Source organism: Photorhabdus sp. CRCIA-P01, from assembly GCF_003545805.1.
Classification (GTDB): domain Bacteria; phylum Pseudomonadota; class Gammaproteobacteria; order Enterobacterales; family Enterobacteriaceae; genus Photorhabdus; species Photorhabdus antumapuensis.
In genome coordinates, this window is sequence record NZ_NMQR01000023.1 from 16468 (window position 1) to 28774 (window position 12307).

A 12307-nucleotide genomic window follows, 5' to 3' on the forward strand; every position below is an offset into this window, starting at 1 on the left:
TCTGTCACAAATCACATCTAACACATTAATCCCTCTAATCACTTGTTGAAATATTGACATTCAATCTCAATAAATGGAAACTGGTTGTCGTTTTTCGAGGTGCTAAGGAAAAGGAAGTAAATCGTGTCAACCGAGAAAACTTCGGTGTTTGAGGTATTCACTGAGATCACATTGGCGGTATTTCGGCTCAACGCCCTATTGCTCTCTAAAGGGGATCAGCTCGTTGCCCCGTTGGGAATCACGAGTGCGAGATGGCAAGTACTCGGTGCGATTGCGCACGCACCACATCCACTTACCGCGCCTCAGATTGCCGCCGCAATGGGTATCACACGCCAAGGAGTGCAAAAACAATTGAATCTCGGGCTGAATTCAGGAATGGTGAAAGCCATCACTAATCCTCGGCATGAACGCTCACCACTCTATCAACTGACCGAGCTGGGTTGGCGTACTTTTGATGCGGCGATATCGCTGGAAGTTGAATGGGTCGGATCACTGGTGCAATCCTCTGATCCTAACGAGCTAAAAGTGACATTAAACACATTGATCAGCTTGGAGACGAAGCTGGAAGAGTCACCGGTGCCAAATAGCACGATAGATAGCACCACAGATAGCAATACAAACATAAATATAAACACATAATTTTCAGGAGATAGAAATGGTCAAGCTAGAAGAAATGGACACCCACGTAACCCTGCGGGAACAGTTATTTTCGAACACCGATGGCTCCATCGTGCTAGTGAACATATTTCATGTCGATCCCTCAATGGCTGACACCCTAATAGAAACCTGGCAGGAAGATGCAGAATATTTCCGGTCTAAGGTAGGACTGATTTCCGCACAATTACATCGCGGCATCGCTGGTAGTGGCACATTCATGAACTACGCCGTTTGGGAGAATCTGGAGCGTTTCCGCGCCGCGTTCACCGATCCTGAATTCAAGGAGAAACTCGCCAAATATCCTGATGGGATTGTCGGTTCGCCTCACGTATTCCAAAAAGTAGCCGTCCCTGGAATTTGCGTGGCATAAGCCGAGGAAAACTGTCGCAATCCATCTTCAATAACGACATCGTGCAGAAAAAGAGCGCACCCGCTCAACGTTTACCTCAGGTGCGCTCATTCATGAATTTACTCATTATTTCAGCAGAGCTTTAGCCTTAGCGACCACATTCTCTACAGTGAAACCAAACGTTTTAAACAACTGATCAGCAGGCGCTGATTCACCAAATGTATCCATACCAACGATAGCGCCATTCATACCGACATATTTAAACCAGTAATCGGCGATACCCGCTTCGATTGCAACACGGGCAGAAACCGCAGCAGGCAGAACCGCTTCTCGGTATGCGGCATCTTGCTTATCAAAAGCGTCGGTAGACGGCATGGAGACTACGCGCACCTGACGACCTTCCTCAGTCAATTGGTTATAAGCATCCACCGCCAATTCAATTTCCGAACCCGTTGCGATCAAAATCAGTTCTGGCTGCCCCTGACCCTGACAATCTTTCAGGATGTAAGCCCCTTTCTCAATATTAGCCAACTGCTCAGCAGTACGTTCTTGCTGTGCCAAATTCTGACGAGAGAAAATAAGTGCTGATGGGCCGGCTTTACGATCAATAGCGTATTTCCACGCCACCGCGGATTCAACCTGATCACATGGGCGCCATGTGCTCAAATTTGGCGTCACACGCAAACTGGCAAGCTGTTCTACTGGCTGGTGAGTCGGACCATCTTCACCCAAACCAATTGAATCATGGGTATAAACAAAGATGCTGCGAATTTTCATCAATGCTGCCATACGCACTGCGTTACGGGCATATTCAACGAACATCAGGAAAGTTGCACCATAAGGCACAAAACCACCATGCAAAGCGATACCGTTCATAATGGCTGACATGCCAAATTCACGAACGCCATAATGGATGTAGTTACCTGCCTGATCTTCGTTCAATGGCTTAGAACCTGACCATATCGTGAGGTTACTTGGTGCCAAATCAGCAGATCCCCCCATAAATTCAGGCAACACCTTACCAAAAGTTTCCAAGGCATTCTGAGAGGCTTTACGGCTGGCAATATTGGCCGGATTTTTTTGCAGCTGTTCGATAAATGCTTTTGATTCAGCTTCCCAATTTGTTGGTAACTCGCCACCAGTACGACGTTTGAATTCAGCCGCTAATTCAGGATACGCTTTTTCATAGGCAGCGAATTTTTCATTCCAAGCGGCTTGTTTCACATTGCCAGCTTCTTTTGCATCCCACTCAGAATAGATTTCCGCTGGAATTTCAAATGCCGGATAATTCCAACCCAGAGCTTCACGAGTCGCGGCAATTTCCCCATCACCCAATGGCGCGCCATGAGAATCATGGGTACCCGCTTTGGTTGGCGCGCCAAAACCGATAATCGTTTTGCACATCAACAAAGAAGGTTTATCAGCAACTTTACGTGCTTCTTCAATAGCAGCGTTGACTGAATCTGCATTATGACCATCAACACCGCGAATCACGTGCCAGCCATAAGCCTCAAAACGGCTTGCCGTATCATCCGTAAACCAGCCTTCAACATGACCATCAATGGAGATGCCATTGTCATCATAGAAAGCAACCAACTTGCCTAGCTTTAACGTTCCCGCCAGAGAGCAAACTTCATGAGAAATGCCCTCCATCATGCAGCCATCACCCATAAAGACATAAGTATCATGGTCAACGATCTCATGACCAGGACGGTTAAATTGCGCGGCCAGAGTACGTTCGGCAATCGCAAAACCTACTGCGTTGGCAATCCCCTGCCCTAAAGGACCTGTCGTAGTTTCCACGCCTGGAGTATAACCATACTCAGGATGGCCTGGGGTTTTAGAGTGTAACTGACGGAAATTTTTCAGATCATCAACTGAAACATCATAACCAGTGAGATGTAACAGGCTATAAATCAGCATAGAACCATGACCGTTAGACAATACAAAACGATCACGATCGACCCAATGTGGATCAGTTGGGTTATGATTCAAATAATCACGCCATAAAACTTCAGCGATATCAGCCATTCCCATAGGCGCACCAGGGTGCCCTGATTTTGCTTTCTGCACAGCATCCATGCTCAGGAAGCGAATAGCATTAGCAAGGGTTTTACGAGTGGTCATTTTCTACTCCAAGTGGGATAAAAACGGTTAGGGGGATAATTTTCTCAGTACAGCGTACAAACCGCAATCTTTAAAGCCAAATACCAGGAAACTATCTTAATTTCATCTGAACGGCAATTCTTTGATTTGCCTTACTGTTCTATAATGAATTTCAGCATCATCAGAGTAATAAACAAACTCATTGTGCATATAAAGGGGTAAATGAAATAAACACAGCTATACCCGTTATCTTTCAAGTTGCCTCTTTGTTGGCTGCACTCACTCACCCCGGTCACATAGTTCTCTATGCTCCCAGGGATTCGCTCCCTTGCCGTCGCGATGCATCTTGAAATCCATTGGGTATATTAGTTATAAATCAAGAGATAAAATAGCCAATTAAGCGGCGACACATTTTTGATTCATGGCAATTTTCGGTGACTAAATTGACTGTTTATATTTTTCCCAATTATAGGACAATGTTCTCTTAATAATTTAATTTATCAATAGTGAACACATAGAAAAAACACCAATCAAAAACCAATATTATTTTAATATCGATTAAGAAAATAAACAATTTAAAATAAAATAATACTCACAGTTATATTTTATTATATGATGATGTTTTTACCTAAAATAATAAGCAATTTAATTAACAGATATAGATAAAATAAAAAAATATTATTTTTTGGCGAATTAATTATTGCAATCCATTATATAATCGGGTTATTTTAAATAGGACACATAAAATAGACATACAGATGATTACTTAATTAACCGCCAGGGCACTTCATGTCAAATATCAAAAACAGACCAAATAATATCACTCCGCAATTAATTTACATGTGGGAAAAAAGTAATGAACCGTGGGGCGCTAGAGATCGCCAATCAAAATTTATATATGCAAACCCTGCTTTTTACCAACTGTTCAATTTGCCTGAAGGTTTCGATATTGCAGGACTGTCAACGGACGAATTGCCTTCACCTATAATAGGAATTATATTGTGAGCTATAAAAAATTAACCGTATCGTCTCAAATTATCAATCTAATGGAAACCAGTCATGAACCCTGGGGAATAAAAGATCAAAGTTCTCGTTTTGTCTATGAAAACAAGGCAATGGCTATGTTGCGCGATCTTCCCCGTGGTTTTAATGTAGAAGGACGTCTGGACAATGATCTACCTTGGGCAGGTGCCGCTTTTGCGGAACAATTTCAGATCCATGACAGAGCGGTAATGCAAGCAGAACAAAGAATATGTTCATTAGAAACCCATTTATACGGTAAAGAAAAATTACTTTCCTCCTACTTCTTCGAAAAGTTTCCATTTTATAATGAGGATAATCAATGTGTCGGTGTCATTTTCCATGCCTGGAAAGCCGAAGCCTTTTCTCTGACACGCTTTTTTTATGGTAAGCTCCCGGCTTCCATCATGTTTCAGCCACCTTCCGAGCTATTTACTCAACGGGAATGGGATGTCATTTTTCTATTTCTACAGAAATACACCAGTAAACAAATCGGGCGAATACTGAATATTTCTTATCGCACAGTAGAAACGCATATATTACGGATATACAAGAAAATTGGTATTAACTCTGGTCAACAATTGGCTGAATATTGCCGCCTTAATGATTTTGACCTCTATGTTCCCGAGAGATTTTTAAAACCTGGAAGTAAAATGTTTATATAATATGATAGTTACCCTGGACAAGTGCTGTCTTTGAGGAGCAATGGAAATAATTTTCCTACTTATACTGTGATATCAGCAAGAAATGTACCACTAATGGAATAAAAATTTCATATTAAGCTATATAAAAATACCTTAAAAGTACCAGCAAGAAACTATTAGTAAATTGAGCTATTAAACTAAGAATACTTTTAAAAGATAATAATTATGGCCTTTACATCCGGCAAAAACACTTGCAATATATAGGTCTTATTTTGTTATAAACTAACCGATACCATTATTAAGTAATCATTCCGATAGCCTCTTTAATTAACTTTCATCGATAATCTGTACTTAATGACTACCCTACCAAACGGTAAAAACATTGATAATTTATCTATTATCGATGTTTTCTAATAATTAAAATCAGGAAATTATGATGAATATTCAAGATTGGCATCCAGCGGATATTATTGCAGCCTTAAGAAAACAAGGGACAAATCTTTCAGCAGTTTCCCGTAAAGCAGGTTTGGCATCATCGACACTGAGTAATGCATTGCATCGTCCATGGCCAAAGGGAGAAGCGTTAATCGCCACCGAATTGGGTTTACATCCATCGGCTATTTGGCCATCACGCTATAGACCTGGTAAAGAAAATAAGCTCCTAATAAAGGTTACAGAAACAAGAAGTATAGAAAGCTGGTAGCTTCTCTATGTCTTATTTCAATGCAATTTCATCATTGCCAATAAAGAGACTACTGCATGATATAATCAAAAAAGCCCCGGGCAACTACCCAGGGCTTCGGAATCTTTGGCGGTGCGGACGGGACTCGAACCCGCGACCCCCGGCGTGACAGGCCGGTATTCTAACCAACTGAACTACCGCACCGCACAGTGTTCTGGTTGAGAACGGGGTAAATATTACGAATCCAAGATCATTCCGTCAATATTTTTTATAACAAAGCGGCGCGCTTGATCAACTTTTCACCCAAAAAGGTAATTTATCTGCAATTTTATGTTAGCTTTGTCCAGAATTTATACGCCACAAACAGCTCCCACCTTTCTTCTCCACGAAATCCAACCTAGATTCATGAGCGACGAGCTCTTCATCCGTTGCATAAATAACTTTTAATGCCGTTTGAGGCCGGGTAATACGCTGTATTTCAGAAACATTCGCACCGCCAGCAATCTCCCCTTCCATTGAAAAGGCAAGAGAAGTCTGCCCGCCTGTCATGATCAAATAGACATCAGACAATATCTCGGCATCAAGTAACGCCCCATGCAAGGTTCGTTTAGAATTGTCTATATCATAACGATCACACAACACATCAAGGTTGTTTCTTTTTCCCGGAAACAACGCTCTTGCTAATTGCAAACTATCGGTAATCTTGCAGAAATCAGCCGTTGGTGGGATATCACGGCCCAGTTTCCCAAATTCATAATCCATAAAACCGATATCGAAGGGAGCGTTATGGATAATTAACTCAGCGCCACAAATGAATTCAATGAATTCATCTGCAATATCAGCAAACAGCGGTTTATCCTGCAAAAATTCATCACTGATTCCGTGAACTTCAAATGCCTCAGGATCGACCAATCTATCCGGCTGAATATAGACATGAAAATGGCGACCGGTTAGACGACGGTTAATAACCTCCACCGCCCCAATTTCAATAATTTTGTGCCCTTCATAGTGAACACCTAATTTATTCATACCGGTAGTTTCGGTATCAAGAACAACTTGTCGTGTAATTGCCGTGCTCATAATGCCTTTTTATGTCAAACTTAGGGTTTTGAATTGAATAAGAAGAGTCTACCAGATATGGGCAAGCAGGTAGAAATTTTCACCGATGGATCTTGTCTCGGCAATCCAGGGCCTGGGGGCTACGGTGTGTTATTACGTTATCAACAACACGAAAAAACCCTTAGCGAAGGATTTTATCATACAACAAACAACAGAATGGAGCTCATGGCGGCAATTATTGGCCTGGAAACGCTGACTCGCCCTTGCAAAATTATCTTAACCACCGACAGCCAGTATGTGCGTCAAGGCATTACACAATGGATTCATAACTGGAAAAAACGTGGCTGGCGTAAAGCCGATAAATCTCCTGTCATCAATGTCGATTTATGGCGGCGTCTTGAACAAGCCATTAGTCGCCATGACATTGATTGGCAATGGGTCAAAGGCCACGCCGGACATGATGAAAATGAACGTTGTGATGAATTGGCCCGTGCCGCCGCAAACTCACCAACAGAAACCGACTCTGGATATCTCGAAAATAGAGATTAATTACGCTTTCGGTAACATTTTGTTACGCCAACGGCATTGCCCAATTTAGGTTTTAATCGCGTCACTTTTCTCTGGTTTAGTGTTAATGGCAGTGTGCGTTTGCGGGCAATAATCAGACTGACACAGCCTAATACAGACAAGTGCCGATTAGAAAAACCTGTTTCATTTCGCCAAGGCAATATTTGAAAGCTGTTACGATACACCACTTCATAATTAAGCAGGCTCAACCAATCAAGTTGGCGCATCAGGGAGAACATCCGGCTGCAATAGGGTTGATGGCGCCACAATCCCGGTACTAATTTCCCCAAACCCAGCAAACTCAATGAATTAAAACCACTGATAATGAGCCAACCATCATCAATCATCACCCGGTCAACTTCCCGTAAAAGACGATGGGGATCAGCGCTGTAAGCCAGCATATGACTCAGTAAGCAAGCATCAACGGACTTTTCTTCAAACGGCAGATGGTAAGGATCGCTAATCACCTGCATATTCTTGCCTTCCTTACCTACATTAATCTGATTAAAAATAGGACAGCCATTACTGTCAATTTCAGCACTCAAATTACCGACTTTCAACAGGTGGAAACCAAATATTTTCGGCCACCAGGGTTGTAATTGGCGCTCCAAAGCGGCACGGTAATACTCCCCCCAAGGTAAATCAGCCCAAGAAGCCGGGGGATTTATGTTCTGTATTGTATGTGCAGATTTCATGGCTTCTTTTCCTTATAACCCGCTGTTAATAAGAGGTATACAATGGAGCTTATCAGTATTCCTGCCCTTTCGGATAATTACATTTGGTTACTTTGTGACGAAAATAGACATGTTGTCATCGTTGATCCGGCAGAATCACAACCTGTTCTTGATACCTTGAAATCTCGTGGCTGGATACCCGATGCAATTTTACTTACCCATCATCATCACGATCATGTTGGTGGCGTCCCTGGAATTATCGATCGATTCCCTGAGCTACTAGTATACGGCCCAGCAGAAACCCAGAGCAAAGGTGCCACCATGATAGTATGTGGCGGTGATATCATCAATTTCGGTCATTTTTCTTTCCAGATCATCGATGTTCCAGGCCATACTCTGGGGCACATTGCTTTTTATCAAGCTCCTTACCTTTTTTGTGGAGACACATTGTTCTCTGGTGGCTGCGGACGTCTCTTTGAAGGCACCGCTGAACAGATGTACACATCTATCGGAAAAATAGCTGAATTGCCTGATGACACACTTATCTGTTGCGCCCATGAATATACCGTTTCCAATATGAAGTTTGCACATGCTGTTTTACCCCATCAGACTATTAGCGAATACCAGCAAAAAGTAACTAAAATGAGGGAAAATAATCAACCAACAGTACCAACCACGTTACAAACCGAGAAAAAAATCAATGTTTTCTTAAAATGCGATGATATTGATTTACAAAGAAATATTGGAATCACACCTCACTCTCAACCGCTTTCTAGCGTTTTCCGTCAGCTAAGAATACAAAAAGACCAATTCTGATTTAAATAGTTGCCATATCAAGCCAAGATAAGTATTATTGCTCGTCTTTTAAGCAACTATAAAAATTAATTATGAAGACAAAAGCGATTCTGTTCGCATCTGTCTTGCTGGTTGGCTGTCAATCCGGGCCTGATTGGTCGACGACAGCCGGGCAACGGGCACAGAATTCGTCTTCAACGAGTCTAAAAACAGGCAAGATAGCAGCAACTGATGACACCAATCAGTTTGCTGCCTACTGGAAGGATGGTGATCCCAGCGCTCAACAGGAGCTGTGGAGATACATCCGTGATGAGTTGAAGATGGAGATCCCTGATAATTACAGGGTTCGTGAACAACGAAATTATTACCTGAAAAACAAGAGCTATCTCCACGATGTAACTTTACGGGCTGAACCGTATATGTACTGGATAGTCAGGCAGATCAAGCAACGCGATATGCCAATGGAACTGGTACTGGTACCCATAGTGGAGAGTGCTTTTAACCCGCATGCTACCTCACGCGCCAAGGCCGCTGGTCTGTGGCAAATTATCCCGGATACGGGCCGCAATTACGGTCTTACTCAGGATAAATGGTATGACGCACGCCGGGACGTTGCCGCATCAACAACTGCCGCCCTGAATCTGTTACAACGTCTGAATAAAATGTTCAATGGTGACTGGTTATTGACTATTGCTGCTTACAACAGCGGCGAAGGCCGTGTTATGCGCGCAATAAAAGAAAACCAGATAAAAGGCAAGCCAACGGATTTCTGGTCATTATCACTACCACGGGAGACTGCGCTTTATGTACCTAAAGTTCTAGCGCTCAGTGATGTCATCCGTCACAGTGATAAATATGGCATTACGCTGCCAAAATCCAATAATCAACGAGCACTTAATCAAATTGATGTTGGTCAGCAAATCACACTGTCTCAAGCCGCGGAAATGGCTGGCATGTCCCTGACGTCCATTAAAGCCTATAACCCTGGATATAAACGGGGAGTCACATCGCCTAACGGCCCGCATTACATCATGCTGCCAAAGGCAAAAGTTGATCAATTTAAAAACTCGCTGGCAAATAAAACAGTTCTGAGCAATATTCGTCAAGAAGTTGCTAAAAACAACCGCCGACTGAGTAAACAAAGCCAATATAAAGTTCGTTCAGGTGATACATTATCCGCTATTGCAAAACGGTTTAATGTTTCCACCCGTGAATTACAACGCATGAATAATCTGAAAACCGCCAGATTGTTGAAAATTGGACAAGTATTAAGGGTAAATAACGACAATGCCATTATTTACCGAGTCCGCCAAGGCGACTCAATTGCGAGTATTGCTAAACGTCACGGTATCAACATTAAGGATTTAATGAACTGGAACAATGGTATAAAAACAACAGAGTTCAAGCCAGGAATTGAGTTAACGCTTTATATCAATGAATTTTCTGATGAAGCTTAAAATCTTTTCCAGGTGGTATTTTACTGTTGAAACAACTACCACCTCCCCAAGAGGTGGTGTAAGGATGACAATAATAGACGGCCCCCTTCTGGGGCCATTTCCTTTATATCCAATGGAATAAAGCTGAAATTGCAATATTCATAAAAGCCTCATGATTAATATCTGAATGTTAAACATACTATTACTCAATATTATGATTCCATATTAGACAAAGTTATCACCCGATCTGCACAGGCAATGGTCGACGGACGGTGTGCAATAATTATCCGAGTTATCGATAAAGCTGAAATCGCAGCATTAATAGAAGCTTCATTATCAATATCTAAGTGACTAGTCGCTTCATCCATAAATAAAATATTTGGGCGACGATAAAGGGCCCTGGCAATCAATAAACGCTGTTTCTGTCCACCGGACAAACTCCCACCTAACTCACTTAACATTGTTTCATACTTCATAGGTAATTTAAGAATATCTTGATGGATATTGCTCAATATGGCACATTTCTCAACCCATGTTTCGTCTTTATTATCATCGAAACCAGAAATATTTTCGGAAATACTACCAGAAAAAAGTTTATCTTCCTGTAAAACACAGGCAATATGCTTACGATAATTATTTAACCCAATATCCATAATATTGATATTATTAAAAATAATCTCACCGTGAGCGGGTTCTATTAATCCTGCCATTAATTTCATCAATGTCGTTTTGCCAATGCCAGAAGGACCAACAATAGCAACACTCTCACCAGGTTCGAAACAAAGATTGAGATTATTAATAATTGGCTTACCATATTTATCATATCGAAAAGTTAAATTCTTGACCTCCAAAGATGATGCCTTTTCTGGTGCCACAATACGACGTGATTCTTTTTGCTCTTCTGTTTTAGATAAAGCAATATCGGAAATACGCTCATTATGTAACGACAACATTCTGAATTGCAAAGCAATGTTAATTAGATTAGCTGTCCTATCTGCAAATAACCCCCGATATGCATTAAATGCGACAAACATTCCTACGGTCATACTCTCATTAATCACTTGATTAGTCGCCAATCCAAGAACAGTAATTTGTTCTAAAGTAACGATTAACGCATTGACTTCAGCAAAAATCATATCAAACTTATTAAGACGAATTTGAGAGTTGCTTGCTTCTATATTGAGATTTAACCATTGTTGTGAACGATGTCTGATAAGACCTAATACTTTCAATGTAGTAATCCCATATAATGTCTCCATTAAATGAGAATTTGACCGAGCATTTTTTACAATTTGTTCATGGGAAGCCTGTTGATAATATTCATAAGTCATTACCCTAAGTAAAGTATAAATAAGTGTAAATCCCACCACAACCCATAATAGCCAGCCGCCATATAGTAACATCATTATAAAAACACCCGTTACCATGATACTATCAATAACTCCTCTTACCAAAGTATCAGTAAACGTATCGCGAATAACATCTAATGAATTAAAACGTGATTGAATATCCCCAAGTTTGCGTTTTTCAAAATAGACTAAAGGCAACCCCATTAAATGATTAAATAAGCCATTTTTCCACTGTATTTCAATCAAAGCCCCCATAACAATAGAAAACCAAGATCGAATTAAACTGGCAAAAGTCCGAAAGAGTGTAAAAACAATAAGTCCAAGACAAATAAGAACCAATAGATCTTTATCCTTTGATAAAATCACATGGTCCATGACCAACTGTGTTCCAATAGGTAAGAGTATATTAACCAGCTCTACAATGATAGATAAGCTAATTAACTTCACCAAAAATACCTTAATTCCTTGAACATTATTAAACAACTCTATAAGTTTTACCGGGTTTCGTATAGTTTTAACCTTAATTTTAAACTCATTATTAGGCCATAATTCAAGTGCTACTCCAGTAAAATGAGATGCAACTTCTTTTAACCCGATAACTCTACGACCAAACTCTGGATCATGAATAATAAATCGCCCAAATCGAATACGGACTAATACTACAAAATGACTCATATCCCAATTTAAGATACAAGGCAATTTTAGATTATGTAATTCATCTAGCTCTAAACTTAGCGCTCGTGACTGCATTCCTAAATTATTAACTATTTCAGCCAAACCTGAAATATTTCTCTCCATATTAAAGGAACCAAAACGCTGCCGTAAAGAAGACAATTCTATTTTAATACCAAAAGCATACCCCACCATCGCAATACATGTTAAACCACTCTCTGAGTCTCCATTTTGAATAAATTGAGGAACCTTTTTTTTAAAACCTAAATCTAATTTTTTGTAGATATCTTTTAACAT

11 protein-coding genes, 1 tRNA gene and 1 pseudogene are annotated in these 12307 nt (G+C 40.9%); 8 read left to right on the forward strand and 5 right to left on the reverse strand.

Features of this window, described 5'->3' with window-relative positions:
* Window positions 1–123: 123 nt before the first annotated feature.
* Entirely contained in the window at window positions 124–639 is a 516-nt protein-coding gene (locus D3222_RS14290) for a MarR family winged helix-turn-helix transcriptional regulator (RefSeq protein ID WP_118986762.1), read from the forward strand.
* A 16-nt stretch (window positions 640–655) separates the two neighbouring features.
* On the forward strand, window positions 656–1027 hold the full coding sequence (locus tag D3222_RS14295) for an antibiotic biosynthesis monooxygenase family protein (protein WP_118986763.1): 372 nt from the start codon (window positions 656–658) through the stop codon (window positions 1025–1027).
* Window positions 1028–1132: 105 nt separating this feature from the next.
* Here the strand turns inward: D3222_RS14295 and tkt are convergent, their stop codons facing one another.
* On the reverse strand, window positions 1133–3133 hold the full coding sequence (gene tkt / locus D3222_RS14300) for a transketolase (RefSeq protein WP_118986764.1): 2001 nt from the start codon (window positions 3131–3133) through the stop codon (window positions 1133–1135).
* Between the two features lie 768 nt (window positions 3134–3901).
* Here tkt and D3222_RS14305 point away from each other — a divergent pair.
* The 3 genes and pseudogenes from D3222_RS14305 to D3222_RS14315 form a co-directional block, all read left to right on the forward strand.
* Window positions 3902–4099, forward strand: a pseudogene (locus tag D3222_RS14305) (PAS domain-containing protein); the annotation flags it as partial.
* A 14-nt stretch (window positions 4100–4113) separates the two neighbouring features.
* Window positions 4114–4797 (forward strand): helix-turn-helix transcriptional regulator, encoded by a 684-nt coding sequence (locus tag D3222_RS14310; RefSeq protein ID WP_118986765.1) that lies wholly within the window; start codon window positions 4114–4116, stop codon window positions 4795–4797.
* A 415-nt stretch (window positions 4798–5212) separates the two neighbouring features.
* Entirely contained in the window at window positions 5213–5479 is a 267-nt protein-coding gene (locus tag D3222_RS14315; RefSeq protein ID WP_118986766.1) for a helix-turn-helix domain-containing protein, read from the forward strand.
* A gap of 106 nt (window positions 5480–5585) precedes the next feature.
* On the opposite strand, the gene D3222_RS14320 is transcribed toward D3222_RS14315, so the two are convergent.
* Together D3222_RS14320 and dnaQ are read right to left on the reverse strand one after the other, a co-directional pair.
* Window positions 5586–5662 (reverse strand) — tRNA-Asp (locus D3222_RS14320).
* A gap of 129 nt (window positions 5663–5791) precedes the next feature.
* The gene (dnaQ, locus tag D3222_RS14325) at window positions 5792–6538 is read right to left on the reverse strand and encodes a DNA polymerase III subunit epsilon (protein WP_118986767.1); all 747 of its coding nucleotides are present in this window, start codon (window positions 6536–6538) and stop codon (window positions 5792–5794) included.
* A 57-nt stretch (window positions 6539–6595) separates the two neighbouring features.
* Between dnaQ and rnhA the strand changes: the two genes are divergently transcribed.
* Entirely contained in the window at window positions 6596–7066 is a 471-nt protein-coding gene (gene rnhA, locus D3222_RS14330; protein ID WP_118986768.1) for a ribonuclease HI, read from the forward strand.
* On the opposite strand, the gene D3222_RS14335 is transcribed toward rnhA, so the two are convergent.
* Window positions 7063–7779, reverse strand: a complete 717-nt coding sequence (locus tag D3222_RS14335) for a class I SAM-dependent methyltransferase (RefSeq protein WP_118986769.1) — start codon at window positions 7777–7779, stop codon at window positions 7063–7065. The genes rnhA and D3222_RS14335 overlap by 4 nt on opposite strands.
* A 42-nt stretch (window positions 7780–7821) precedes the next feature.
* Between D3222_RS14335 and gloB the strand changes: the two genes are divergently transcribed.
* Both gloB and mltD read left to right on the forward strand, forming a co-directional pair.
* Window positions 7822–8574 carry a hydroxyacylglutathione hydrolase gene (gloB, locus tag D3222_RS14340; RefSeq protein ID WP_118986770.1) on the forward strand — a complete coding sequence of 251 codons (753 nt, stop codon included), beginning with the start codon at window positions 7822–7824 and terminating at the stop codon, window positions 8572–8574.
* Window positions 8575–8645: 71 nt separating this feature from the next.
* Window positions 8646–10010 (forward strand): murein transglycosylase D, encoded by a 1365-nt coding sequence (mltD, locus tag D3222_RS14345; protein WP_118986771.1) that lies wholly within the window; start codon window positions 8646–8648, stop codon window positions 10008–10010.
* Between the two features lie 191 nt (window positions 10011–10201).
* Here the strand turns inward: mltD and D3222_RS14350 are convergent, their stop codons facing one another.
* Window positions 10202–12307 carry a peptidase domain-containing ABC transporter gene (locus D3222_RS14350; protein ID WP_118986772.1) on the reverse strand — a complete coding sequence of 702 codons (2106 nt, stop codon included), beginning with the start codon at window positions 12305–12307 and terminating at the stop codon, window positions 10202–10204.

Coding starts and splice junctions, on each gene's coding strand:
- D3222_RS14295 (WP_118986763.1), top strand. CDS start 656: ATGGTCAAGCTAGAAGAAATGGACACCCACGTAACCCTGCGGGAACAG.
- tkt (WP_118986764.1), bottom strand. CDS start 3,133: ATGACCACTCGTAAAACCCTTGCTAATGCTATTCGCTTCCTGAGCATG.
- D3222_RS14315 (WP_118986766.1), top strand. CDS start 5,213: ATGAATATTCAAGATTGGCATCCAGCGGATATTATTGCAGCCTTAAGA.
- dnaQ (WP_118986767.1), bottom strand. CDS start 6,538: ATGAGCACGGCAATTACACGACAAGTTGTTCTTGATACCGAAACTACC.
- rnhA (WP_118986768.1), top strand. CDS start 6,596: ATGGGCAAGCAGGTAGAAATTTTCACCGATGGATCTTGTCTCGGCAAT.
- D3222_RS14335 (WP_118986769.1), bottom strand. CDS start 7,779: ATGAAATCTGCACATACAATACAGAACATAAATCCCCCGGCTTCTTGG.
- gloB (WP_118986770.1), top strand. CDS start 7,822: ATGGAGCTTATCAGTATTCCTGCCCTTTCGGATAATTACATTTGGTTA.
- mltD (WP_118986771.1), top strand. CDS start 8,646: ATGAAGACAAAAGCGATTCTGTTCGCATCTGTCTTGCTGGTTGGCTGT.
- D3222_RS14350 (WP_118986772.1), bottom strand. CDS start 12,307: ATGTTAAAAGATATCTACAAAAAATTAGATTTAGGTTTTAAAAAAAAG.